Source organism: Methylobacterium sp. BTF04, from assembly GCF_010692745.1.
GTDB lineage: Bacteria > Pseudomonadota > Alphaproteobacteria > Rhizobiales > Beijerinckiaceae > Methylobacterium.
On the sequence record NZ_JAAHTB010000006.1, the window covers coordinates 147495 to 170840 of the forward strand.

General features: G+C 67.6%; 23 protein-coding genes. 16 read left to right on the plus strand and 7 right to left on the minus strand.

What is annotated here, in order from left to right; translation table 11 throughout:
* The first annotated feature begins 58 nt into the window (after positions 1–58).
* The 4 genes from G3T14_RS06100 (at position 59) to G3T14_RS06120 (ending at position 5535) form a co-directional block, all read left to right on the plus strand.
* Entirely contained in the window at positions 59–1069 is a 1011-nt protein-coding gene (locus tag G3T14_RS06100) for a CorA family divalent cation transporter (protein ID WP_163641046.1), read from the plus strand.
* Positions 1070–1156: 87 nt separating this feature from the next.
* Complete coding sequence (locus G3T14_RS06105; protein ID WP_163641048.1) at positions 1157–2605, plus strand: lipopolysaccharide biosynthesis protein; 1449 nt, start codon at positions 1157–1159, stop codon at positions 2603–2605.
* 100 nt (positions 2606–2705) lie between these two features.
* Entirely contained in the window at positions 2706–3893 is a 1188-nt protein-coding gene (locus G3T14_RS06110) for an FAD-binding protein (RefSeq protein ID WP_163641050.1), read from the plus strand.
* A gap of 256 nt (positions 3894–4149) precedes the next feature.
* Positions 4150–5535: a heterodisulfide reductase-related iron-sulfur binding cluster gene (locus G3T14_RS06120; RefSeq protein WP_163641054.1), complete on the plus strand. Its 1386-nt coding sequence runs from the start codon at positions 4150–4152 to the stop codon at positions 5533–5535.
* Positions 5536–5552: 17 nt separating this feature from the next.
* On the opposite strand, the gene G3T14_RS06125 is transcribed toward G3T14_RS06120, so the two are convergent.
* Genes G3T14_RS06125 through fumC form a run of 3 tightly spaced genes read right to left on the minus strand, consistent with a single transcriptional unit; the run spans position 5553 to position 7446 of the window.
* Complete coding sequence (locus tag G3T14_RS06125; protein ID WP_163641056.1) at positions 5553–5774, minus strand: ribbon-helix-helix domain-containing protein; 222 nt, start codon at positions 5772–5774, stop codon at positions 5553–5555.
* Between the two features lie 50 nt (positions 5775–5824).
* Positions 5825–6016: a DUF4169 family protein gene (locus G3T14_RS06130; protein WP_163641058.1), complete on the minus strand. Its 192-nt coding sequence runs from the start codon at positions 6014–6016 to the stop codon at positions 5825–5827.
* 14 nt (positions 6017–6030) lie between these two features.
* Positions 6031–7446: a class II fumarate hydratase gene (fumC, locus tag G3T14_RS06135; protein WP_163641060.1), complete on the minus strand. Its 1416-nt coding sequence runs from the start codon at positions 7444–7446 to the stop codon at positions 6031–6033.
* A 145-nt stretch (positions 7447–7591) separates the two neighbouring features.
* Here fumC and G3T14_RS06140 point away from each other — a divergent pair, with 145 nt between their 5' ends.
* Complete coding sequence (locus G3T14_RS06140; protein ID WP_163641062.1) at positions 7592–8998, plus strand: cytochrome P450; 1407 nt, start codon at positions 7592–7594, stop codon at positions 8996–8998.
* On the opposite strand, the gene G3T14_RS06145 is transcribed toward G3T14_RS06140, so the two are convergent.
* The gene (locus G3T14_RS06145; RefSeq protein WP_163641064.1) at positions 8999–9652 is read right to left on the minus strand and encodes a ClpXP protease specificity-enhancing factor SspB; all 654 of its coding nucleotides are present in this window, start codon (positions 9650–9652) and stop codon (positions 8999–9001) included.
* Positions 9653–10061: 409 nt separating this feature from the next.
* Between G3T14_RS06145 and G3T14_RS06150 the strand changes: the two genes are divergently transcribed.
* The 6 genes from G3T14_RS06150 to G3T14_RS06175 all read left to right on the plus strand — a co-directional run bounded on the left by G3T14_RS06150 (position 10062) and on the right by G3T14_RS06175 (position 16292).
* On the plus strand, positions 10062–10844 hold the full coding sequence (locus G3T14_RS06150) for a CPBP family intramembrane glutamic endopeptidase (protein WP_348645215.1): 783 nt from the start codon (positions 10062–10064) through the stop codon (positions 10842–10844).
* Between the two features lie 86 nt (positions 10845–10930).
* Entirely contained in the window at positions 10931–11725 is a 795-nt protein-coding gene (locus tag G3T14_RS06155) for a thymidylate synthase (protein WP_163641066.1), read from the plus strand.
* Positions 11725–12240 carry a dihydrofolate reductase gene (locus G3T14_RS06160; protein ID WP_163641067.1) on the plus strand — a complete coding sequence of 172 codons (516 nt, stop codon included), beginning with the start codon at positions 11725–11727 and terminating at the stop codon, positions 12238–12240. The genes G3T14_RS06155 and G3T14_RS06160 overlap by 1 nt, the downstream gene beginning before the upstream one ends.
* Before the next feature lie 247 nt (positions 12241–12487).
* Entirely contained in the window at positions 12488–13657 is a 1170-nt protein-coding gene (gene hflK / locus G3T14_RS06165; RefSeq protein WP_163641068.1) for an FtsH protease activity modulator HflK, read from the plus strand.
* A complete protein-coding gene (locus G3T14_RS06170; RefSeq protein ID WP_163641069.1) occupies positions 13654–14628 on the plus strand; it encodes a protease modulator HflC in 975 nt (324 codons plus the stop codon). The genes hflK and G3T14_RS06170 overlap by 4 nt, the downstream gene beginning before the upstream one ends.
* A gap of 125 nt (positions 14629–14753) precedes the next feature.
* Positions 14754–16292, plus strand: a complete 1539-nt coding sequence (locus G3T14_RS06175) for a DegQ family serine endoprotease (RefSeq protein ID WP_163641070.1) — start codon at positions 14754–14756, stop codon at positions 16290–16292.
* Between the two features lie 63 nt (positions 16293–16355).
* On the opposite strand, the gene serB is transcribed toward G3T14_RS06175, so the two are convergent.
* On the minus strand, positions 16356–17252 hold the full coding sequence (gene serB, locus G3T14_RS06180) for a phosphoserine phosphatase SerB (protein ID WP_163641071.1): 897 nt from the start codon (positions 17250–17252) through the stop codon (positions 16356–16358).
* 17 nt (positions 17253–17269) lie between these two features.
* Between serB and miaA the strand changes: the two genes are divergently transcribed.
* Positions 17270–18232, plus strand: a complete 963-nt coding sequence (gene miaA, locus G3T14_RS06185; RefSeq protein WP_163641072.1) for a tRNA (adenosine(37)-N6)-dimethylallyltransferase MiaA — start codon at positions 17270–17272, stop codon at positions 18230–18232.
* Here miaA and G3T14_RS06190 read toward each other — a convergent pair.
* Both G3T14_RS06190 and moaA read right to left on the minus strand, forming a co-directional pair.
* Positions 18210–19076 carry an NAD(P)-dependent oxidoreductase gene (locus G3T14_RS06190; RefSeq protein WP_163641122.1) on the minus strand — a complete coding sequence of 289 codons (867 nt, stop codon included), beginning with the start codon at positions 19074–19076 and terminating at the stop codon, positions 18210–18212. The two genes, miaA and G3T14_RS06190, sit on opposite strands and share 23 nt — an antisense overlap.
* Positions 19077–19151: 75 nt before the next feature.
* Positions 19152–20183 carry a GTP 3',8-cyclase MoaA gene (gene moaA / locus G3T14_RS06195; protein ID WP_163641073.1) on the minus strand — a complete coding sequence of 344 codons (1032 nt, stop codon included), beginning with the start codon at positions 20181–20183 and terminating at the stop codon, positions 19152–19154.
* 143 nt (positions 20184–20326) lie between these two features.
* On the opposite strand from moaA, the gene G3T14_RS06200 reads away from it, so the two are divergent.
* From G3T14_RS06200 to G3T14_RS06215, 4 genes are all read left to right on the plus strand, one after another.
* The gene (locus G3T14_RS06200; protein WP_163641075.1) at positions 20327–20803 is read left to right on the plus strand and encodes a DUF971 domain-containing protein; all 477 of its coding nucleotides are present in this window, start codon (positions 20327–20329) and stop codon (positions 20801–20803) included.
* Between the two features lie 12 nt (positions 20804–20815).
* Positions 20816–22180: an MATE family efflux transporter gene (locus G3T14_RS06205; protein WP_163641077.1), complete on the plus strand. Its 1365-nt coding sequence runs from the start codon at positions 20816–20818 to the stop codon at positions 22178–22180.
* 222 nt (positions 22181–22402) lie between these two features.
* Positions 22403–22960, plus strand: a complete 558-nt coding sequence (locus G3T14_RS06210) for an iron transporter (protein WP_163641079.1) — start codon at positions 22403–22405, stop codon at positions 22958–22960.
* 5 nt (positions 22961–22965) lie between these two features.
* A complete protein-coding gene (locus G3T14_RS06215) occupies positions 22966–23340 on the plus strand; it encodes a cupredoxin domain-containing protein (RefSeq protein WP_163641081.1) in 375 nt (124 codons plus the stop codon).
* Positions 23341–23346: the final 6 nt, after the last annotated feature.

Consider the following 23346-nt stretch of genomic DNA (forward strand, 5'->3'; position numbering starts at 1 on the left):
GACGGTTCGGCGACAGGATCATCCTCAGTTTTCGGCTCAGAACGGAACCGCTTTCCCGATGATCAATCTCCATGGGCCACAGGGCGCGGTCGACGCCGGGAGCCGCGACGCCGCCGAACCTCTGCCGCCGCACGCCGTCTGGATCGACCTGAACGATCCGAGCGCCGAAGAGGCGCAAAGGATCGAGGACGGCACCGGCATCCGCGTGCCCTCGCGAAAAGCCCTGAGCGAGGTGGAGAATTCGAGCCGGCTGCGGCGGCTGAAGAACGGCTTCTCGCTGTCGACGCCGATGATCACCTTCGACAAGGTCGACTCGCTGCTGATGCCGCTCGGCTTCGTCCTGACCAAGGACCGTCTCGTCACCGTACGCTTCCACGAGATGCGCGCCTTCGCCGAGGTGCGGAAGCGCATCGATTCCGGGGACGACCGCGGTACGACGAGCACCGAGATCTTCCTGCTGCTGGTGGAGGAGCTCGTCGACAGCCTCGCCGACGCGCTCGAGGAGATGGGTGCCGATCTCGACGCGCTGTCGACCCGGATCTTCGATTTCGACGTGCGGGCGAAAAGTGGTGGCGACGAGGCCCGGACCAAGTCGCCCACACCCCGCCGCCGCGATCTGGCGCTGCGCCGAATCCTGCGCGGCATCGGCCGGCGCGGCAAGGCGCTCGGCAAGATCCGGTCGAGCCTGCTCGGGCTGGAGCGCATCGTGCCGTTCGTCGCCGGCGAGTGCGAGCACCTGCTCGGCGCCGAGCAGGTGCCGCGCTTCGAGGCGGTGCGACGCGACATCGCCTCCCTCGACGAGTTCGAGATTCGCCTGTCGGAGAACGTCCAGTTCCTCCTCGATGCCACGCTGGGGCTCATCAGCATCGAGCAGAACAACACCTTCCGGGTGTTGACCGTGGTGTCGGTGGTCGGCGTGCCGCCGACCCTGATCGCATCGATGTACGGCATGAACTTCAAGCACATGCCGGAACTCGACTGGCTCTATGGCTATCCCTACGGCCTGTCGCTGATTGCGATCAGCGCCCTGGTGCCAATCCTGTTCTTCCGGCTGCGCGGCTGGTTCTGACTGGTTGACGGAATCTTGGGAGCTTCGCACTAATCAGGCCCGGAGCGTCGCCACTGTGCCGGCGACCGAGGATGCCCCGTCCGCGCCATGGCCGTGATCGCCGCCTTCATCCTCAATGCCGGGCTCAACTTCGTTCTCGGCCTGCTCGTCGCCAAGTTGCTCGGGCCCGCCGATTTCGGCCTATTCGCGTTGGCGACGGCCGGGGCCATCGTCGCCAACACCCTCCTGTTCGAGTGGCTGCGCCTGTCGGCCACGCGCTTCTATTCGGTACGGGTCCGCGCGGAGGAGCCCTGGATCCGCCAGGGTCTCGACCGCGCCTACGTGATTCTCGCCCTCGCGCTCTTCGCCGCCGCCGGCCTGTGCGCCTGCCTCGGCCTGACCATCGAGGGCAGTGCCGAGGGCCGGCTGGCGATCGCCGCCGGCGCGGCGGTGGCCGCTCTGGGGATCGGCGTGTTCGATTATCACGCCGCGCTCGCGCGGGCCCGGTTCGACGGCGGTCTCTATCTCGGCCTGGTTGCGGCCAAGAACCTCCTGGCCCTCGTCCTGATGGGGGGAGCCGCGTGGTACTTTCCGCAGCCGGTCTGGGTGCTGGCCGCGGCGGGTGTCAGCCAGTTGCTCGCGGTCGCGCTGCTCTATCGCCCGCTCGCCGACATCCCCATCCCGGTGGTCCGCGTACGCCTGCGCGAAACGTGGCGGCTGTTCATGCTCTACGGCCTGCCGCTGATCGCCGCCAACGCCGTCTACCAATTGATGCCGTTCCTCAATCGCGGCACCATCGCGGCCGGCTCGGGTCTGGCCGAAGCGGGCTACTTCGCGCTGGCCGCCGACGTCACCACGCGCAGCATCGGCACACTCGGCACCGCCCTCGATCTGCTGCTGTTCCAGCTCGCCGTGCGGGTGGAGGAGGAGCATGGCCGCGTCGCCGCCGAGGCGCAGGTGGCGCAGAATGTCGGCATCGTCGTTGCCGTGCTGCTGCCTTGCGCAGCCGGGTTTTGGGTCATCCTGCCGGCGCTCCAGGCCCTCGTGGTGCCGGAGGCCTATCGCGGGCCGTTCGCAGCTTATGCCGGGCTGATGATCCCCGGCTTCTTCTGCCTCGCGATGATGAACTTCGCCCTCAACCCGGTCTTCCAGATCCGGCGCCGGACCATGCCGGTCATCGCCGCCGCTGTCCTCGGGCTCGCGGTCAACGGCGTCGGCCTGTGGCTGCTGCCGCCGTATTTCGGCCCGGAAGGAATCGCCCTGGCTCAGACCGCCGGGCTCAGCGCGGCCACCGCGATGCTGGCGCTGCGGGCGCTCACCGGTGCCCAGCGCCTGCGCCTGCCATGGTGGGATCTGCTGGCGGCCGGTATCGCGACCCTGGCGATGACGCTCTGCCTCGTGCCCCTGCGCCATCTCGACCCGGGCCGGGCGCTCGCCCTCTGCCTGCCGCTCGGCATGGTCGTGTATGCGGGGCTCGTCTGCGTGTTCGACATCGCGGGCCTGCGCGGCCTCGTGCTCGGCCGATTTGGGCGGCGGGCCCCGGTCGCAGCCGAGTAGTCGCGAACACGGGTGCAATCCCGTCCGATCACCCATAAAGTCGGCGGCACGTTCAAACATGAAGGGTGCCGAACGAGCACCCGCCACCGGGCAGGACACGATGCGTTTTTACGAGCCTCACGACGAGGACGAGGCGGCCGGCCTCGTCCGCGAGGCTGCGGCCACATCCGAGCGGCTGCGGCTCGTCGGCGGCGGCACCAAGGCCGGGATCGGCCGTCCCGCCCAGGACGAGGCGACGCTCTCGGCGGCCAGGCTCTCCGGCATCACCCTGTACGAACCGGCCGAGATGGTGGTCTCCGCCCGCGCCGGCACGCCGCTCGCCGAGGTCCAGGCATTGCTGGCGGGGCGTGGCCAGATGCTGCCGTTCGAGCCGATGGACCATCGCCGCCTCATGGGCACGCACGGCGAGCCGACCTTCGGCGCGGTGGCCGCCACCAACAATTCCGGTCCGCGCCGGATCAATGCGGGGGCGGCGCGCGACAGCCTCATCGGCGTACGCTTCGTCAATGGGCGCGGGCAGGCGATCAAGTCCGGCGGCCGGGTGATGAAGAACGTCACCGGCCTCGACCTCGTCAAGCTGATGGCCGGATCGTGGGGGACGCTGGGCCTCCTCACCGAAGTCACGTTCAAGGTCCTGCCTGTGCAGGAACGCGTGGCGACGCTCGTCTTTTCCGGCCTCGACGAGACCCGTGCGGTGGAGGCGCTGGCCGCAGCCCTCGGCTCGCCGTTCGAACTCACCGGCGCCGCACATTTGCCCGCGGGGATCGGCGCTTCTGCAGCGCGCACCCTGATGCGGGTCGAGGGATTCTCCACCTCGATCGACTATCGCCTGGGCGAGTTGCGGACGCTGCTGAAGCGCTTCGGGCAGGCGGAGATCGTCGAAGGGGAGGCCGGCACCGGCCTCTGGACCGACATCCGCGATGTCGTTCCCCTCGCCGACCCCGCCGCGGCGGCGATCTGGCGCATCTCCACCGCCCCGAGCCAGGGCCCCGCGCTCACCGCAGCGATCGGCGCCGAGCGGGAGGCGCGCTGGTTCTATGATTGGGGCGGCGGCCTGATCTGGCTCGCCACGTCCGCCGACGGGGATGCCGGCGCCGAGGTGATCCGGAAAGCCCTGCTCGGCCCCGGCGGCCACGCGACGCTGGTACGGGCACCCGATGCGGTGCGCGCGGCGGTGGCGGTGTTTCAGCCGCTCTCCGCGCCGCTGATGCGGATCACGGCCGGTCTCAAGACCGCGCATGATCCCAACGGCGTATTCAATCCGGGCCGGATGTATGCCGGCCTTTGAGGCGGACACCGTGATCGGCGCCGCCGGATTTGCGATGGAAGTCGTGTGCGGCGACGCGAGCCGCGACACTCCCACGCTCGACGTCCTCATGCCGTCGGATACGTTCCCGGCTATCAAAACCTGGCCGGCCGGTGGTTAGAGCTGTTCCAAAGGCTCGGCAGGCGAACTGTTTGCCGTTAAAGCTCCAAGGCAACAGATCGGGCCGACACGGATATTCCGTGCAACGGCACCGCGAGGGTGAAACCAGGATCACGCCGTGCAGACCAATTTCAGCCTGACGCAGCTCGCCGACCCGGCCATGGCGGCGTCGGAAAAGATCCTGCGGACCTGCGTCCATTGCGGCTTCTGCACCGCCACCTGCCCGACCTACCTGTTGCTCGGCGACGAGCTCGATTCACCGCGCGGGCGCATCTACCTGATCAAGGACATGCTCGAGGGCGGCAAGGCGGCGGTGCCGGAGGTGGTCAAGCACGTCGACCGCTGCCTGTCCTGTTTGTCCTGCATGACTACCTGCCCCTCGGGCGTGCATTACATGCACCTCGTCGATCACGCGCGCAGCCATATCGAGGAGACCTACCGGCGCCCCTGGGATGACCGGCTCCTGCGGGCGGTGCTTGCCTTCGTGCTGCCCTATCCGAACCGGTTCCGGCTGGCGCTGCTCGGCGCCAAGCTCGGTGCACCGTTGCGGCCGCTGGTGGCGCGCATGCCGCGGGTCGGCAATCGGCTGGCGGCGATGCTCGATCTGGCCCCCGCGCAGCTGCCCAATCGCAATCCCACCGACCGGCCCGGCACCTTTCCGCCGGAGACCCGCGCGCTGGAGGCCAGCGCCGCCCTACACGGCACCACGGCGCCGGCCCGCACCGGCCGTATCGCCCTCCTGCGCGGCTGCGCCCAAAGCGTCCTGCGTCCGGATTTCAACGAGGCGGCGATCCGCCTTCTCACCCGTCACGGGGTCGAGGTGGTGCAGGCCAAGGGGGAGGGATGCTGTGGAGCGCTCACCCATCACATGGGCAAGGCCAAGTCCTCTCACGCCCAGGCCAAGCGCACCATCGACGCCTGGATCGCCGAGATGGACGGCCCCGGTCTCGACGCCATCGTGGTCACGGCGTCGGGCTGCGGTACGACGATCAAGGATTACGGCTTCATGTTCCGCGACGACCCGGCCTATGCCGACAAGGCGGCGCGGGTCTCCGCTCTCGCCAAGGACGTGACCGAATACGTTGCCGGCCTCGGACTGATGCCGTCCATCATCGCGAGCGACCTCGTGGTGGCCTACCACTCCGCCTGCTCGATGCAACACGGTCAGGGCATCCGTACCGAACCGAAATCCTTGCTGAAGACCGCGGGCTTCACCGTGAAGGACGTGCCCGAGGGCCACATCTGCTGCGGCTCGGCCGGCACCTACAACATCCTCCAGCCCGAGATCGCCGGGCGCCTGCGCGAGCGCAAGGTCGCCAATATCGAGCGCATGCGTCCCGACGTCATCGCCACCGGCAATATCGGCTGCGCGACGCAGATCGGGAAGGGCACCGCGATCCCCATCGTCCATACGGTGGAGTTATTGGATTGGGCGACGGGAGGGCCGATGCCGGCGGTGCTGGAAGGGCTTCCCGATAGGCTGGTATTGGCGGCGGCCGAGTAGAGACCGGACGGCGGGGATCAGGGGTTGGCGGACCGGAACGCCGCCAGGACGAAGACCCGGATCGCGGATGACAGATTCTGCCCGTCCCGCCCGGCATCGATCGCGCCGATCAACGCCTGCACAGACTGGCCCCGGTCCTCGGCGATCTGACGGAGCGCTGCCCAGAACGGGTCCTCCAGCGACACGCTCGTGCGGTGGCCGGCGATCATCACCGACCGCTTGGTGATGCCGGCGTTCATCGTGCTCGAGCCCTCCCCTGGCTGCGGGAGAGGGTCAATCGCGGCCGGTGTCACTGGTCGGAATCCGGCCCCACGAGCTTGTGGCCCTCGTGGCGCGAAAACTCGATGGCCTTCTTGGCCTCGGCCAGGGTCTTGGCCTTCTTCGGGCGTCCGAACGCGATGCGGTTGTCGTCGGCTTTCACCGCCTTCGCGTCGCGCTCCTTGGCCTTGCGGACTTGGCGCAGGTTGATGATCTCCGCCATGGCATCACCCCTCGTCAGTCGGCGCTGGGCGCCAGCATCGTCTCCGGGCGCACCACGCGCTCGAATTCCTCTTCGGTCACGTAGCCGAGGCGCAACGCCTCTTCCTTGAGGGTGGTGCCACGCTTGTGCGCGGTCTTGGCGATCTCGGCGGCCTTGTCGTAGCCGATGGAGGGGGCGAGCGCCGTCACCAGCATCAGCGAGCGGCTCATCAGGTCGGCGATCCGATCCTCGTTGGCCTTGATGCCGACGACGCAATTGTCGGTGAAGCTCACCGCCGCATCCGCGAGCAGCCGGATCGATTGCAGCACCGCGTTGGCGATGACCGGCTTGAACACGTTCAGCTCGAAATGCCCCTGCGAGCCGGCAAAGCTCACGGTGGTGCCGTTGCCGATCACCTGGGCGCAGACCATCGTCAGCGCCTCGCACTGGGTCGGGTTGACCTTGCCGGGCATGATCGACGAGCCGGGCTCGTTCTCGGGCAGCGACAGCTCGCCGAGGCCGGAGCGCGGGCCCGACGCCAGCAGGCGGATGTCCTGAGCGATCTTGAACAAGCCGGCCGCGAGCGCCGAAAGCGCGCCTTGCGTGAACACCAGCGCGTCGTGGGTCGCCAGCGCCTCGAACTTGTTCTGCGCCGAGGTGAAGGGCAGGCCGGTCAGTTCGGCGACCTTGGCGGCGAATTTCTCCGCGAATTCGGGATGGGCGTTGAGGCCGGTGCCCACCGCCGTGCCGCCCTGCGCCAGCGCCAGAACGCCGGGGAGGGTGGCGGCGACGCGTGCCCCACCCAGGGCCACTTGCGCGACGTAGCCCGAAAATTCCTGTCCCAGCGAGACCGGGGTCGCATCCTGAAGGTGGGTGCGGCCGATCTTGACGATGCCGGAGAACGCATCGGACTTGGCCTGCAGCGCGTCGTGCAGATGGGTCAGGGCCGGCATCAGCCGATCGTTGATCTCACGCGAGACCGCGATGTGCATCGCCGTCGGGAACACGTCGTTGGAGGATTGGCCCTTGTTGACGTGATCGTTGGGATGGACCGGCGACTTGCCGCCGCGCTTGCCGCCCAGGAGTTCGTTGGCGAGGCTTGCGATGACCTCGTTGGCGTTCATGTTGGACTGGGTGCCCGAGCCGGTCTGCCAGACCACGAGCGGGAATTCCTGGTCGTGCTCGCCCGAGACGACCTCGGCGGCCGACGCCGCGATCGCTTGGGCGACCTTCGCGTCGAGCCCGCCCAGATCCTGGTTCACCAGGGCGGCGGCCTGCTTCACGATCCCGAGGGCGTGGACGAGGGGGGCCGGCATCCGTTCGGTGCCGATCTTGAAATTCTGGATCGAGCGCTGCGTCTGCGCGCCCCAATAGCGATGCGCCGGAACCTCGATCGGCCCGAAGGTGTCGGACTCGGTGCGGGTGGGGGGCGTCTCGTCGTGCGGCGACATCGTGGCCTCTTCGTCTGGCTGCGGCGCACCCTACTTAGACCGGGTGACCCAAAACCGCGATGGTGCTTTGCGAGAGCTGCACGCGAGTGTCACGCAAATCGCCCCCTCCCGCTCTCGCAGCCCTCATCCGAGGAACAGCCTGCCCATGCCGAGTGCCACCACCCTGGACGCACCGTCGATCGGCGAGCGCTTTCGCCCGCCTGTGCCCCGCCCCATGCGCGACCAGCTCGGCCTTCTCTCGTTCCTGAAGGCCGCCCGCGCCAATCCGGTGACGACGTGGCTGTCCGTGCATTTCGAGAAGCCGGTGGTGGCGGCCGAGGGCGCCATGGGCCGGGTGACGGTGGTGAGCGATCCGACCCTGATCCGCTATCTCTACGTCGAGAACGCCGCCAACTACCGCAAGGACGACCTGCAGCGCCGGGTGCTGGCGCCGGGCCTCGGTAACGGCCTTCTCACCGCCGAGGGCGAGGAATGGAAGCTGCAGCGTCGCACGCTGGCGCCGATTTTTTCGGCCCGGCACGTCCTGAGTTTCGCCGCCCCCATGAACCTCGCCGGCGCCCGCATCGCCCGGCGCCTCGCCCGTCGCGACGGCAAGGAGGTCGATATCGGCCTCGAGATGACCCGCGTCACCCTCGACGTTCTCGAACGCACGATCTTCACCAACGGTCTCGCCAGCGATCCCGACGCCTTGGGACGGGCGATCACCCGCTTCCTCGAATCGGTCGGGCCGATCGATCCGCTCGACGTGTTCGGCGTGCCGGGCTTCGTGCCGCGCATCGGCCGCTTCCGGGCCCGCCCGGCGATCCGCTTCTTCGCCGAAATCGTCGACGAACTGATCGCGCGCCGCCGCGTCCTCATCGACAAGGGCACCGCCCCGGCGGATCTGCTCACGCTGCTGCTGCAGGCCCAGGACCCGGAGACCGGCAAGGGGCTCACCGACCTCGAGGTGAAGGCCAACATCGTCACGTTCATCGCCGCCGGCCACGAGACCACGGCGAACGCGCTGACCTGGGCGCTCTATTGCTTGTCGCAGGACCCTGCAGCCCGCTCCCGGCTGGAGGCCGAGGTCGATGCGGTGGCGGGTGACGATTTCGACGCTGACGCTCTGCCCTTCACCAAGGCGGTGATGGAGGAGACCATGCGGTTGTTCCCGCCGGTGCCGTTCATGAGCCGCACCGCGATCGCCGACGATCGCATCGGCCGCATCAAGATCCCGCGCGGCTCCTTGGTGATGGTGGCGCCCTACGTGCTTCACCGCCACAGCACACTGTGGGACGATCCGGCGGCTTTCGTGCCGGACCGGTTCCTCGGCGAGAATCGCGCCGCGATCCCACGCTTTTCCTACCTGCCATTCGGCGCGGGACCGCGCGTCTGCATCGGTCAGAGCTTTTCGTTGCAGGAGGCCGTGACGGTTCTCGCCCACATCGTGCGCGCGACTCGGTTCACGTTGGCGGCGGACCATCCGCCGGTGACGCCGCTGCACCGGGTGACCCTGCGGCCGGAGCACGGCCTGCGCATGAATGCGCAGAGCCGGGCGCCGACAGGGGCTTGATCAACTTTTCTTGCGGAATGCGTCGAGACTGACGACTTCGGCGCTGGTCTCTGACGCCTCGCCACCCTCGGCCTTCTTCGGCTTCAGCTGATCCGAATCCTTACCGTCCTCCGCCTTGGCCGCGTTCTGCGCGGCCGGGGCGCCCATGACGAACTTGGGAACAGCGCTGCCGATCGCGGCCACGCCCGTCCCCTTGGGCTTCATCTCGCTCGGCTCAGACCCGGCACCGCGAGGTGCGGTCTTGCCGACGATGGAGGGTACGTCCGCATCCTGCTCCTCGGCGACCTCTTCCGAGCCCTCGCTGAGATCGAACTTGAGGCCGAACTGAACGGACGGATCGAAGAAGCCGGTGAGCGCATCGAACGGCACCAGCAGACGCTCCGGCACACCGGAGAACGACAGCCCGACCTCGAAGGTGTGCTCGTTGACGCCGAGATCCCAGAACTGATGCTGCAGGACGATGGTCATGTCCTGCGGATACTTTTCGCGCAGCCGTTGCGACATCCGCACGCCGGGCGCCTCGGTCCGGAACGACACGTAGAAGTGATGCTCGCCGGAAAGCCCATCACGGGCCGCATCGGTCAGCACCTTGCGCACGACGCCGCGCAGGGCATCCTGCACCAGAAGATCGTAGCGGATCAGATCGTCTGCCATCGGCGGTCGCTTATGCCCGGTGTCTGCCCGCCGTCGCGCGCCATCGCGGCGCACCGGTTCGGATGAAAATCGACTGGAAACGCCCGTATCCGGTGCTCCCAGAACCTTGCCTGAACGGTATCGCCCGTCAGGACTTTCGTCATTCGCCTCGCCGGGGCGCACTCGACCGGAGAGAAACGGCCGACCCACCCATCACGCGCAGCCCATTCGAGCTTCCGCCAAAACCCACGCCCTGTCGAGCCCGCGGACATTGCGTCCAAAAGCCCGTGGTCCAGCGCGGCCGTGGCGTTTACCCTCTTCAATCAGCACTTCAGACATAGTGGGAGTCCCGACGCTTTTGAAGCCTGATCTTGGTCTCCCCATGCCTGTAGATCGGGCGCCCGCGCCGCGGCCGGACCCCGTGGATGTCGTGGGTTCGCGGAGCCGTATCCGCAGGGCCGCCAAGGTGGTCCTCGCCATCGCTGAGCTCGCGCTCTCGGCGATGCTGTATCTGGTCGCGGCGAGCCTCGTGGCACTCCTGATCGTCCGCGTCGGGTCCGACTGGATCGATGGCACGAATCCGTTGGCCGGCGCTGCCGAGCGGCCGCGGCTCTATCCGCAGCAGATCGCCATGCGCGAACTCGCCCTCGACGTCCTCCGCCAGATCTGTCTCGCCGGCCTCGTCATGGGCATCGGGCGCTGGCGCATCGGACCCGGATGGCGCGGCACGCTCGCGCTCGGTTGGCGGCCGGGGGAATCCTGGCGGCTCGCCCCCGTGACTTTCGGGGCGATCCTGCTGGTCTGGCCGGTCCTCCACATCGTCTGGGTCACCGGAACGGCGGAGTTCTTCCACGCGCCCTTCGGCCGCCATGTCGGGCTGTCGCCCTTCCTGAGCACGACGGCCACCGTGGTCTGGCTCGCCTACGTGGCGATCCTCGCGCCCATCGCCGAGGAGTTGCTGATGCGTGGAGCCATCTTTGCGAAAGGGCTTGCGCCCCTCGGTCCGGCCGGCATCATCGTCACCAGCGCGATCCTGTTTTCGGGGGCGCATGTCACGCCCGCCGGCTTCGCGCGGCCGGTCTCGCTGGTGCCGCTGGCGCTGGTGCTCGGCTGGCTGCGGTGGCGCAGCGGCCGGCTTTGGCCGTGCATCCTGCTTCACGGCTGGAGCAATCTTGCGATGGTGGCCTACGTGCTCTGGCCCACCGATATCTGAGGCCACGAACATGTTGACGTCTCCGCGTCGCCACCTCGCCTCCGACCGGGGTTCGGGCTATCGCAGGGCGTCGGAGCGGAGCCGCGATGCAGACCTACCATCAGCTTCTCGAACGCATTCTTCGTGAGGGTATCCGCAAGGACGACCGCACCGGCACAGGCACGCTCTCGGTCTTCGGCCACCAGATGCGGTTCGACCTCGGCGCCGGATTTCCCGTGGTCACCACGAAGCAGCTGCACCTGCGCTCGATCATCCACGAGTTGCTGTGGTTCCTCACCGGCGACACCAACGTGCGGGCGCTCCAGGCCAATGGCGTGAGCATCTGGGACGAGTGGGCCGATTCCGATGGCGATCTCGGTCCGGTCTATGGCCGGCAATGGCGGTCCTGGGCCAAGCCCGATGGCGGCAGCGTCGACCAGATCGCTTGGGTGGTCGACGAAATCCGCCGAAATCCCGATTCCCGCCGACTCATGGTCTCGGCCTGGAACCCGGCCGACCTCGACCGGATGGCGCTCGCCCCCTGTCACTGCCTGTTCCAGTTCTACGTGGCCGAGGGTCGACTCTCGTGCCAGCTGTACCAGCGCTCCGCCGACGTCTTTCTCGGCGTCCCGTTCAATATCGCGAGCTACGCACTCCTCACCGCGATGATCGCACAGGTGACCGGGCTGACGCCGGGCGACTTCGTGCACACGCTGGGCGACGCCCATCTCTACGTGAATCACCTGGAGCAGGCCCGCCTGCAGCTCACCCGAGAGATCCGCCCCCTGCCGCGCCTCGTCCTGAACCCGGAGGTGGCGTCGCTGTTCGATTTCCGCTTCGACGATATCGCGCTCGAAGGGTACGATCCCCATCCCGCCATCCGCGCAAAGGTGGCCGTCTGATGAACAGCGCCGTGACAGGGCATCCGATCCGCATCACGCTCCTGGCCGCAGTGGCGCGCAATGGCGTCATCGGCCGCGACAACGGCCTGATCTGGCGGCTGCGCAGCGACCTGCGTCGCTTCAAGGCGCTGACCCTCGGCAAGCCGCTGTTGATGGGGCGCAAGACCTACGATTCCATCGGTCGCCCATTGCCGGGGCGACGGACCATCGTCCTCACCCGCGACACCACGTTTTCCGCACCCGAGGTCACCCCTGTTCACGACTGGGCGGGAGCCTTAGCCGCCGCCGGAGAGGCCGAGGAATTGATGGTGGCGGGCGGCGGTGAGATCTACGCCCTGGCCCTGCCGCACGCCGACCGGATCCATTTCACCGAAGTCGACCTGGCTCCCGACGGAGACACGATCTTCCCGGCCTTCGACCGGCAGGCGTTTCGCGAAACCCATCGGGAAGCCCACCCAGCCGGCGAGCACGATGCGTGCGCCTTCAGCTTCGTCGATCTCGAACGCATCGCCTGACGCCGCCCGCGACGCATTGTTCAGCATACGCTCGCGCGGTTGTGTTTCGAGGTCGCGATGCCCAAGTGCCAGCCTTGACAGGACTGCGTGGGGCCACGCAGGTGCGATGGACCGCTTGAGACCGGAGAGGACGCCGACGTCCGCCCGGTCGGGATACGGTGTACGCCGCGAGAGCGGCAAAACCGGATTGAAGGAGCGGTCTTCGGACGCGACGAAGACGCTGCTCGAACAGGAGATATCGGCAAGCATGCCTTGGAGCAATCAGAGCGGCGGCAGTGGCGGCAACGGGGGAGGGCCCTGGGGCCGGGGCAGCGGCGGCAATGGCGGCGGCGGTGGCCCCTGGGGTGGCGGTGGCGGTGGCGGCAAGACGCCCCCCGACCTCGAAGACCTGCTCCGGCGCGGTCAGGACCGTCTGCGCGGCGTCATGCCGGGCGGCACGATGGGTGGCGGCAAGGGTATCCTCATTGCAGGCGGCCTCGTGATCCTCGGCTGGCTGGCCACCGGGTTCTACAAGGTCGAGCCGCAGCAGGTCGGTATCGAGACGATCTTCGGGCGCTATACCAACACCACCGGCCAGGGCCTGAACTACATCTTCCCCTATCCCATCGGCGCGGTGACCAAGCCGAATGTCGGGCAGGTGAACAGCATCCAGGTCGGCTATCGCGCCGGCATCGGCGCACAGGGCCGTGGCCGCGACATGCCCGAGGAGAGCTTGATGCTCACCGGCGACGAGAACATCGTCGACCTCGATTTCGAGGTGCAGTGGCGCGTCAATCCGCTGAAGGCGTCGGATTACGTCTTCAACCTCGAGAACCCCGAGGGCACGATCAAGGCCATCGCCGAGAGCGCGATGCGCGAGGTCATCGGCCGCCGCAACATCCAGGCGATCCTAACCAACGAGCAGTCGAGCGTCGCCCAGGAGGTCAAGGAGATCACCCAGAAGGCGCTCGACGAATACGGCGCCGGTGTCCGCATCGAGGTCGTCCAGCTCGTCAGCGTCAACCCACCGCCGGAGGTGCGCCCCGCCTTCATCGACGTGAACGCCGCGCAGCAGGATGCCGAGCGTGCGCAGAACGAAGCCCGGACCTACGCGAGCCGCGAGGTTCCGCAGGCCAAGGGTAAGGTCGCGCAGATCGTCCAGGCGGCGGAAGCCTACAAGACGCAGGCGACCGCCGAGGCGACCGGCCAGTCCGCACGCTTCAAGCAGGTCTACGAATCCTACAAGATCGCGCCGGCCATCAGCCGCGAGCGCATCTTCCTCGAAACGATGGAGCGGGTCCTGGGCTCGGTCAACAAGGTGATCATCGATCAGAACGGCACCGGCGTGAATGGCGCCGGCAATACTTCTGGTGTCGTGCCGGTGCTTCCTCTGGCCGAATTCGGTCCCCGCAGCGCCACCGGTGGAGCGGCCCGATGAACAATCCCACCATCCGTACCGGCGCCCTCATCGTCGCCGCGGCCATCGTCGTCGCGCTCTATGCCGCCGTCTTCACCGTCGGTCAGATGCAGCAGGCCCTCGTCCTGCGGTTCGGTGGCATCCGCGCCGTCCTGAACCAGACCGGCACCGACAAGCCCGGCCTATACTTCAAGATTCCGTTCATCGAGAACCTGGTCATGTTCGACAAGCGGGTGCTCGACCTCGATCTGCCGGTTCAGACGCTGCTGACGGCCGATCGGCAGAACCTCGAAGTCGATGCCTTCGCGCGCTACCGGATCACTGATCCGCTGAAGTTCTATCAGTCGGTCAACAACGTGCCGCGCGCCAACACGCTGCTGGCGAGCTTCACCAACTCGTCCCTGCGCAACGTGCTCGCCCGCTCGACCCGCGACGCCATCGTGCGGACCCAGCGTTCGGATCTGATGAACCAGATCCAGGCGGAGGTGAATCGCCAGGCCAAGGATCTCGGCGTCGAGATCGTCGACCTGCGCATGACGCGCGTCGATCTGCCGGCTCAGAACAGCTCGGCAGTCTACAAGCGCATGACGACGGAGCGGAATCGCGAGGCGGCGGACATCCGTGCCAACGGCGACCAGATCGCCGCCACCATCAAGGCCAAGGCAGATCGCGACGTCACGGTGCTTCTGTCGGAAGCCAACCAGACCTCGGAGACCCTGCGCGGCCAGGGCGACGCCGACAAGAACCGCATCCTGGCGGAAGCCTATGGCAAGGACGCGGACTTCTTCAGCTTCTACCGGTCGATGCAGGCCTACGAGACCGGGTTGAAGGGTTCCGAGACGCGCCTCGTGATCAGCCCGTCTTCGGACTTCTTCCGCTACTTCAGCGATCCGCAGGGGCGGTCACCGGCGACTGCAGCGCGCGGCGCGACTGCGCCGGCTCGCGGCACGTCCGATACCGGCACGACCGGATCGACGGGTCAGCGTCCTTGACGCCCTGATCGCGCGACGACGACCGACACCGTAACGGCCGGCCCGCTTCCCGCGTGCCGGCCGTGCCCTTGATCGTGCGTCCCTGCGGACGATCTAAGGTCATCGTTCCAGCCAAGAGGTCGACCATGGTTCCCGTTGCGAGCGCCGTCCGGGCGCGACCTTCCCGAGCGCTCCACCAGTCCATGCGTTCGCTCCTCGCGGCCGCGACCTTCGCGACCTCGGTGGCTTTCGTCGGCCTGCCGCAGGCAGCCTATGCCAAAGGACCGGAATCGCTCGCCGATCTCGCCGATCAGGTCACCGACGCCGTGGTGAACATTTCGGCGTCCACCACCGTCGAGGCTCGCCCGAGCGCCCGCACCGGCCCGCAATTGCCGCCCGGCACGCCGTTCGAGGACCTGTTCGAGGAATTCTTCAACAAGCGTGGCCAGCGCGGCGGTGGCGACCGCAGCGAAGGGGATTCCCCGCGCCAGCAGCCGCGCAAGTCGAACTCGCTCGGCTCGGGCTTCATCATCGACGCCTCCGGGATCGTGGTCACCAACAATCACGTCATCGGCGATGCCAACGACATCCAGGTCATCCTGCACAACGGCACGAAGCTGAAGGCCGAGATCATCGGCAAGGATGCCAAGATCGATCTCGCGGTGCTGCGGGTGAAACCCGATGCCGATAAGCCGCTGAAGGCTGTGCCGTTCGGCAACTCCGACAAGATGCGACCCGGCGACTGGGTCATCGCCATCGGCAACCCGTTCGGTCTCGGCGGTTCGGTCTCGGCCGGCATCGTTTCGGCGCGGGGCCGCAACATCGAATCCGGCCCTTACGACAACTACATCCAGACGGATGCGGCCATCAACAAGGGCAATTCCGGCGGTCCGCTGTTCAACATGAACGGTGAGGTCATCGGCATCAACACGGCGATCCTGTCGCCCACCGGCGGCTCGGTCGGCATCGGCTTTGCCGTCCCATCCGACACCGCGAGCCCGGTCATCGAGCAATTGCGCGAGTTCGGCGAGGTCCGCCGCGGCTGGCTCGGCGTGCGCATCCAGAACGTCGACGACGCCACCGCCGACGCGCTCGGCCTCAAGGGTGGCGCCAAGGGCGCGCTCATCGCCGGTGTCGACGAGAAGGGTCCCGCCAAGGTCTCGGGTCTCGAGGTCGGCGACGTCATCACCAAGTTCAACGGCAACACCGTGAAGTCGTCGAGCGACCTGCCGCGCATCGTCGCGTCGACCCCGGTGGGCAAGACCGTGGAGGTGATCGTGGTGCGCAAGGGCGCCGAGTCGACGAAGTCCGTCACCCTCGGACGCCTGGAAGACAACGAAAAGCCTCAGCTCGCCAACGCCAAGCAGCCGGAAGCCGAGAGCGCGATCCGTCAGGCGCTCGGCCTCAACCTGTCGAGCCTTACCGACGAGTTGCGGAAGCGCTACAGCATCAAGGACACCCTCAAGGGCGTCGTGGTGACCCGCGTGGACCCCAACTCGACGGCGGCCGACAAGCAGATCAAGCCGGGCGAGATCATCGTCGAAGTCGGGCAGGAAGCCGTCAACGCACCGGCCGACGTGACCAAGAGGATCGATCAACTGAAGAAGGACGGTCGGAAGTCCGTGCTGCTGCTGGTGGCGAGTGCGTCCGGCGACGTGCGCTTCGTGGCGATCGGCCTCGAATAACGCGCGATCGCGCTACGTCCACCACATCGAAGGCCGCCGCCCGGATCGGGCCGGCGGCCTTTTTCAGTTCACGAACTCGCTCGCGGAAAACCCCTGGAGATAGAGCAGGGCGGTGAGATCGCCGTGGTCGATCCGGACATCCGCCGCCGCCGCGACCTTGGGCTTGGCGCGGAAGGCGACCCCGAGTCCGGCCTCCTCCAGCATGGCGAGGTCGTTGGCTCCGTCGCCGACCGCCAGCGTGTCGGCCGGGTCGAGGCCGAACCGGCTGCGGAGCGCCACGAGGGCGGCGCGCTTGGTCTCCTGGCCGACGATCGGCTCCTCGACGGCGCCGGTGAGACGTCCGGCCCGCACGCCGAGGGTCGTCGCGTGAGCCTCGTCGAAACCGATCAGCGCGGCGACCGGCCCGGTGAAGAGCGTGAATCCGCCCGAGACCAGGCAGGTATGGGTGCCGTGCGCCTTCATGGTCCGCACCAGCGTCCGGCCGCCGGGAGTGAGGGTGATGCGGTTGGCGATCAGGTCGTCGACGACCGCGACGGGCAGGTCGCGCAGCAAAGCCACGCGCTCGCGCAGAGCCGGCTCGAACGCGATCTCGCCGCGCATGGCCCGCTCGGTGATCGCCGAAACCTCCGCCTTCAGGCCGATCGTATGGGCGAGTTCATCGATGCATTCCTGCTCGATCATGGTGGAATCCATGTCGGCGAGGAACAGGCGCTTGCGCCGGTGCGGGCCGGCGGGCAGCACGGCAATGTCGAGGGGTTCCGAGGCCAGGGCCGCTCTCAGTCGCCGTGCCAGCGCCGGCGCGTCCTGAGGCGCGCCCGAGACCAGGATTTCGGCAGCGACCTCGCCATGCAGGATACGCGGCTGATGGTCGGTGCGCAGCACCGCGCGCGTCTCGGCCAGCACCGCATCGGTGATGGCGGGGCGGCTCTCGTTTGCTATCAGGATCGCGACGAGGGACATCCGGGAGCTTCCACGCCTTGCCGCCGCTCACCACTACGACGCAGACGCGAAGCCGGCCGGCGGCCATCCTCATCGCAGGGCCGACAGCCTCGGGCAAGTCGGGCCTCGCCCTCGCGCTGGCGCGCGCCTTCGACGGCGTCGTGATCAATACGGATTCGATGCAGGTCTATGCCGACCTGCGCCGTCTCTCCGCCCGGCCGTGCGACGCCGAGGAGGCGCAGGCGCCCCATCGTCTCTACGGCCATGTCGACGGCGCAGTGAATTTTTCCGCCGGCCATTTCGTCCGCGAAGCGGTTCCGCTTCTTGCGGCACTTCAGGCGCAGGAGCGCCTGCCGATCTTCGTCGGTGGCACGGGCCTGTATTTCCGTGCTCTGGAGGAGGGGCTTTCGAATCTGCCGGCGGTCCCGGATGCCGTGCGGGCTGAAATCAGGCTGCAAGCCGAAGGCCGTCCGACCGAGGCGCTCCATGCCGATCTCGCGATCGTCGATCCGGCCGGCGCCGAAATCCTGCGTCCGAGCGACCGCGCCAGGGTGATGCGCGCCCTCGAAATCTTCGCCGCCACCGGCAAGCCGATCTCGGCTTTCCACGGCCAGCGCTTGCCCGGCCCGCTGATGGGGCTGCCGCTGTTGAAGCTCTTCCTCGCGCCGGAGCGCGACACGCTCCGGCAGCGCATCGATGCGCGTTTTATCAGTATGATCCGGGACGGCGCCCTCGACGAGGTTGCCGCCCTGCGCGAGCGACGCCTCGATCCGATGCTGCCGATCATGCGGGCGCATGGGGTGCCGGGCCTGATCGCCCATCTCGACGGGGCGATCTCCCGTGACGAGGCGATCCTTCGCGGGCAGGCCGATACACGCCGCTACGCCAAACGTCAGTTCACCTGGTTTCGCCACCAGATGGGCGCGGACTGGCTGTGGACTGCGCCCGAGGCGTCTCTCGCCCTCGCCGAGGCGCGACTCACGTCTCCAGGCGGGCGATGAGCGAGGAGGTATCCCAGCGGCTCCCGCCCATGGCCTGGACGTCTGCGTAGAACTGGTCGACGAGTGCGGTCACCGGTAGGCGGGCGCCGTTGCGGCGCGCTTCCGCCAGCAGGATGCCGAGATCCTTGCGCATCCAGTCGACGGCAAAGCCGAAATCGAACTTTTCGGCATTCATCGTCCGGCCGCGGTTCTCCATCTGCCACGAGCCGGCGGCGCCCTTCGCAATCACGTCGAGCACCGCATCGACGTCGAGCTCGGCGCGCTTGGCGAAGTGGATCGCTTCCGACAGGCCCTGTACGATTCCCGCGATGGCGATCTGGTTGACCATCTTGGTGAGCTGGCCGGAGCCGGACGGCCCCATCAGGCGGCTTGCCTTGGCAAAGCACAGGATGGCGGCCTCGACCTTGGCGTAGTCGGCGGCGTCACCGCCGCACATCACGGTGAGGGCGGCATTCTCGGCGCCGGCCTGTCCGCCCGAGACCGGTGCGTCGATGAAGGCGAAGCCGGCGGCCTTCGCGGCCTCGGCCAGTTCGCGCGCCACTTCGGCCGACGCGGTGGTGTGGTCGACGAAGATCGCGCCCGTGTCCATGCCCGCGAAGGCGCCGTCCTCGCCGAGCGTCACGCCGCGCAGATCGTCGTCGTTGCCGACGCAGGCGAACACGATCTCCTGGCCCTGGGCCGCCTCGCGCGGGGTCTTGGCCGATCGACCGCCATGCGCCGTCACCCAGGCCTCGGCCTTGGCGGCGGTCCGGTTGTAGACGGTGACGTCGTGGCCTTTTTTGGCGAGATGTCCGGCCATCGGGCCACCCATCACACCGAGGCCCAGAAACGCGACCTTCGCCATCATCCGTCTCCCAATCGTATCGAGGATCAGGGCGGTCTAGGTTCGATGGCCCCGGGGGTCAAACCATCCGGAGCATCAGCCCCCGGTCACGCTCATGTGACGCGGCACGGCGGCAGGGCGCGCCCGCTCGATGACGAAATCATGCCCCTTCGGCTTGCGGGCGATGGCGTCGATCACCGCTTGCGTGACGAGGGCATCGTCCGGCGAAGCGCGCAGTACGGAGCGCAAATCGGCGGCGTCTTCCTGCCCGAGACACATGTAGAGCTTGCCCGTACAGGTCAGGCGCACCCGGTTGCAGCTCTCGCAGAAATTATGGGTGAGCGGCGTGATGAAGCCGAGGCGTCCGCCGGTCTCGGCAATGTGGACATAGCGTGCTGGACCGCCGGTGCGGTCGGGGAGCGGCGTCATCGTGAAGCGCTGCTCGAGCCGGGCGCGCGCCACCGAAAGCGGCAGGAACTGGTCGGTCCGGTCACCCTCGATCTCGCCGAGCGGCATCACCTCGATCAGGGTCATGTCCATGCCATCGCCATGGGCCCAGGCGATCATGTCGGCGATCTCGTCCTCGTTGACACCTTTCAGCGCCACCGCGTTGATCTTGACCTTGATGCCGGCTTTCCGAGCCGCCGCGATGCCGTCGAGCACCACCTTGAGATCACCGCGTCGGGTCACCGCCCGGAACTTGTCCGGGTCGAGGGTATCGAGGGAGACGTTGACCCGCTTCACGCCGAGATCGGCCAATTCCGGGGCGAAGCGTCCGAGCTGCGTCCCGTTCGTGGTCATCGTCAGCTCTTCGAGCGCGCCGGTGCCGAGGTGGCGCGAGAGACGGCGGAACAGGTGCATGATGTCGCGGCGCACCAGCGGCTCGCCGCCGGTGATGCGGAGCTTTCGCACGCCGCGGCCGATGAACACCGCGCTGAGCCGGTCGAGTTCCTCCAGCGTGAGCAGGTCACGCTTGGGCAGGAAGTTCATGTCGTCCGACATGCAATAGACGCAGCGCAGATCGCAGCGATCGGTCACCGAAATCCGCAAATAGGTGATCGCCCGCTGGAACGGGTCGATCAGCGGCGCCGGTGCAGAGACAGCGTTGATGTCGCGGGGACCCCACATGCGGGACTCTGAACTCGTCTGTGAGGAAGAAACTGCGGCGTGGTCGCGTGACGAACCTAGCATGGATAGGCATATGAGGTCTTGCACCCCCGCGGGCAAGTTCGTTGACGATGCGGTGGGATCATGCCTGTGAGGAGTTTGCCATGAGCCAACACTTGGCCGGGAGCGCGTCGGCCGTGAACGAAAACGTGGCTGCGGCGCCCGAACGCTGGCCCACCGAGATCCGCCTCACCGGCAACAAGCGGACGCTGGTGGTGGCCTTCGAGGATGGTGGTCGCTTCGAGCTTCCCGCCGAGTATCTGCGGGTGTCGAGCCCGTCGGCGGAGGTCCAGGGGCATTCGCCGGCCGAGCGCAAGGTGATCGGCGGCAAACGCGACGTGGCGATCCTCGCCGTCGAGCCGGTGGGCAACTACGCAGTGAAGCTCACCTTCGACGACATGCACGATACCGGCCTGTTCGGCTGGGGCTACCTGTACGATCTCGGCCGCCAGTACCGGAACCGCTGGGCGACCTATCTCTCGGAACTGGCGGAGCGCGGCCTGACGCGCGACACCACGGCCAAGCCCGCCAAACCCGCCACCGGCGGCGGTAGCTGTGGCAGCGGATGCGGTTGTCACTGAGCCGAACCACGGATGATCCACGGACAGGGCACCACGCCGGCTTCGGCAACGAGCCGGCGCGTCCTCGCGCTCGCACTGCCGATGACGCTCGCCAACGTGACGACGCCGCTCCTCGGCTTTGTCGGTGCGGCGGTGATCGGCCGGCTCGGCGACGCCGCGCTGCTCGGAGCGATGGCACTCGGCGCCGTGATCTTCGATGCGATCTTCTGGTCGTTCGGCTCACTGCGCATGGCCACCGCCGGCCTGACCGCGCAGGCGGTGGGCGCGCGCAACGCCGGAGAGGTCGACCGGACGCTGGCGCGCTCGCTGGCCGCCGGCGTGCTGGTCGGGCTCGTGATCGTCGCGCTTCAAGTGCCGCTGGGCCGGGCCGCCTTCGCGGTGAGTGGGGCGAGTCCGGCGGTGATCGCCGGCCTCTCGGCCTATTTCCACATCCGGATCTTCGCGGCCCCGTTCACGCTGGCAAACTACGCCATCCTCGGCTCGGTGCTCGGGCGTGGCCGTACCGATATCGGGTTGCTGCTGCAGGTCGCGATCAACCTGACGAACATCGCCCTCACGCTGATCCTGGTGCTCGGCGCCGACATGAGCGTCGCGGGCGCCGGCCTCGCTACGCTGCTGGCGGAGGCTGCCGGCGCCGGTCTCGGGCTTTTCCTGCTCGGGCGTCTCGGGTCGCGGCCGTTCGCGGTGCCGTTGCGGGTCGTGCGCGATCCCCGGGCTTTGGCCCGCATGCTCAGCGTCAATGCCGACGTGATGGTGCGCACCCTGCTGCTGGTCGGCTGCATCGCTGCGTTCTCGGCGCTCGGAGCCCGCTCCGGCGACGTGGTGCTCGCGGCCAATGCGGTCCTGTGGAATCTCTTCATGATCGGCGGGTTCTTCCTCGATGGCTTCGCCACCGCTGCGGAGACCCTGTGCGGGCAGGCGGTGGGCGCCCGCGACGAAGCCGGTTTCCGGCGCGCCGCCCGCCTGAGTCTGCTGTGGTGCCTCGGCTTCGGTGTGGTCATCGCCGCAGGCTTCCTGCTGATCGGGCATGGCTTCATCGCTGCCGTGACCACGAATCCGGAGGTGCGCGCGATGGCCGGCGCCTATCTCATCCCGGCAGCACTGGCCCCGTTGGTGGCGTCGGTGCCCTTCGCCTATGACGGCATCTATATCGGCGCCACCTGGACGCGGGCGATGCGCAACCTGATGATCGCGGCCACCGCCGGCTACGGTCTCGCCTTGGCGGCCGCCCACCTGCTCGGGCTCGGCAATGCCGGGCTCTGGCTCGCCTTCCTGATCCTGCTCGGTGGCAGGGGCCTGAGTCAGGCCTGGGCTTATCCCAGGCTCGTTCGCCGGACTTTTTCCACAGCCAGCCTCGCGGGACCGAGTCCACATTGAGCGTTGTGGAGCCGCGAGGTCACGCGATTTGGTCTCCTCGCAACTGACTCCCGTCGTATCGCCGCTGAGGAATACGATCGAGACCGAAGCTTATTCGGTCATCGGAAGCGGCGCTGTTCTCACCAGACCGGATCAATTCTTAGTTTAGAATTGTTCTGATTTGAAAATGTGACGAATAAGCCTCTTTGCTTGTCTTTGCGGCTGGTTTACCCGCTTGCCACGATGCGCAAGAATTTCTCCCCCGCCCTGCTCGTTGCCGGCCTGCTCCTGGTCGCTGCGCCCCTCCACGCCGTGGCGAAGGAGACGCCGATCGGGCCGCATGTGACCCAGAACGGACTCGAAGTCGGGGCCGTCTACCTGCAGCCGATCGAGATGGACCCGCCGGATATGATGCGCGCCGCCGCGCAATCCGACATCCACCTCGAAGCCGACATCCATGCGGCCAAGGACAACAGGAACGGGTTCGCCGAGGGCGATTGGGTGCCGGCCCTCGACGTGACCTTCGAGGTGGTGAAGCTCGAAGGCGATGCGCCCACCGGCCCCAAGGTCGCCGGAACGCTGATGCAGATGGTGGCCAATGACGGCCCGCATTACGGCGACAACGTCAAGCTGTCCGGCCCCGGCCGCTATCGCCTGAAGATGACTGTGGCGCCCCCCGGCGCGCATGGGCATTTCGGTCGCCATGTCGACAAGGAGACCGGTGTCGCCGAGTGGTTCAAGCCGTTCGACGTGATCCAGGATTTCACCTTCGCCGGCATCGGCAAGAAGGGGGCGTATTGAGCGCCATGCCCGACCGCATCATCAGCTTCGGATCCCGCCGCCTGCCCCGCGCCCTGATCGGCGCCGGGCTCGGTGCGGCCCTCCTCGTCGCCTGCGTCCCCTCGGCGCGGGCGGAAGACCTGCCGGTGATCAAGCTGGAGATGCGCGACGGCGTGTTCGTGCCGGAGGTGATCGAGGTGCCGGCCAACACCCGGTTCAAGCTCGAAATCACCAATACCGGAAAGAGCCCGGTGGAGTTCGAGAGTGCCGAGTTGAAGCGCGAGAAGGCGCTTGCCTCCGGGGCCACCTCGTCGATCGTGTTTCGCACGGTCGATCCGGGGACCTATCCGGTGTTCGACGACTTCCATCCGGAGTCCAAAGCCACGCTCGTAGCGAAGTAGGCCGAG

What these genes read in the sequence shown, in the direction of transcription:
- moaA (WP_163641073.1), bottom strand. Translation starts at nt 20,183, where the DNA reads ATGTGGGGTCCCCGCGACATCAACGCTGTCTCTGCACCGGCGCCGCTG.
- G3T14_RS06215 (WP_163641081.1), top strand. Translation starts at nt 22,966, where the DNA reads ATGCCCGACCGCATCATCAGCTTCGGATCCCGCCGCCTGCCCCGCGCC.
- G3T14_RS06105 (WP_163641048.1), top strand. Translation starts at nt 1,157, where the DNA reads ATGGCCGTGATCGCCGCCTTCATCCTCAATGCCGGGCTCAACTTCGTT.
- G3T14_RS06100 (WP_163641046.1), top strand. Translation starts at nt 59, where the DNA reads ATGATCAATCTCCATGGGCCACAGGGCGCGGTCGACGCCGGGAGCCGC.
- G3T14_RS06155 (WP_163641066.1), top strand. Translation starts at nt 10,931, where the DNA reads ATGCAGACCTACCATCAGCTTCTCGAACGCATTCTTCGTGAGGGTATC.
- G3T14_RS06205 (WP_163641077.1), top strand. Translation starts at nt 20,816, where the DNA reads ATGATCCACGGACAGGGCACCACGCCGGCTTCGGCAACGAGCCGGCGC.
- G3T14_RS06175 (WP_163641070.1), top strand. Translation starts at nt 14,754, where the DNA reads ATGGTTCCCGTTGCGAGCGCCGTCCGGGCGCGACCTTCCCGAGCGCTC.
- G3T14_RS06160 (WP_163641067.1), top strand. Translation starts at nt 11,725, where the DNA reads ATGAACAGCGCCGTGACAGGGCATCCGATCCGCATCACGCTCCTGGCC.
- fumC (WP_163641060.1), bottom strand. Translation starts at nt 7,446, where the DNA reads ATGTCGCCGCACGACGAGACGCCCCCCACCCGCACCGAGTCCGACACC.
- G3T14_RS06190 (WP_163641122.1), bottom strand. Translation starts at nt 19,076, where the DNA reads ATGGCGAAGGTCGCGTTTCTGGGCCTCGGTGTGATGGGTGGCCCGATG.
- G3T14_RS06145 (WP_163641064.1), bottom strand. Translation starts at nt 9,652, where the DNA reads ATGGCAGACGATCTGATCCGCTACGATCTTCTGGTGCAGGATGCCCTG.
- G3T14_RS06130 (WP_163641058.1), bottom strand. Translation starts at nt 6,016, where the DNA reads ATGGCGGAGATCATCAACCTGCGCCAAGTCCGCAAGGCCAAGGAGCGC.
- hflK (WP_163641068.1), top strand. Translation starts at nt 12,488, where the DNA reads ATGCCTTGGAGCAATCAGAGCGGCGGCAGTGGCGGCAACGGGGGAGGG.
- serB (WP_163641071.1), bottom strand. Translation starts at nt 17,252, where the DNA reads ATGTCCCTCGTCGCGATCCTGATAGCAAACGAGAGCCGCCCCGCCATC.
- G3T14_RS06140 (WP_163641062.1), top strand. Translation starts at nt 7,592, where the DNA reads ATGCCGAGTGCCACCACCCTGGACGCACCGTCGATCGGCGAGCGCTTT.
- G3T14_RS06125 (WP_163641056.1), bottom strand. Translation starts at nt 5,774, where the DNA reads ATGAACGCCGGCATCACCAAGCGGTCGGTGATGATCGCCGGCCACCGC.
- G3T14_RS06210 (WP_163641079.1), top strand. Translation starts at nt 22,403, where the DNA reads ATGCGCAAGAATTTCTCCCCCGCCCTGCTCGTTGCCGGCCTGCTCCTG.
- G3T14_RS06200 (WP_163641075.1), top strand. Translation starts at nt 20,327, where the DNA reads ATGAGCCAACACTTGGCCGGGAGCGCGTCGGCCGTGAACGAAAACGTG.
- G3T14_RS06110 (WP_163641050.1), top strand. Translation starts at nt 2,706, where the DNA reads ATGCGTTTTTACGAGCCTCACGACGAGGACGAGGCGGCCGGCCTCGTC.
- G3T14_RS06170 (WP_163641069.1), top strand. Translation starts at nt 13,654, where the DNA reads ATGAACAATCCCACCATCCGTACCGGCGCCCTCATCGTCGCCGCGGCC.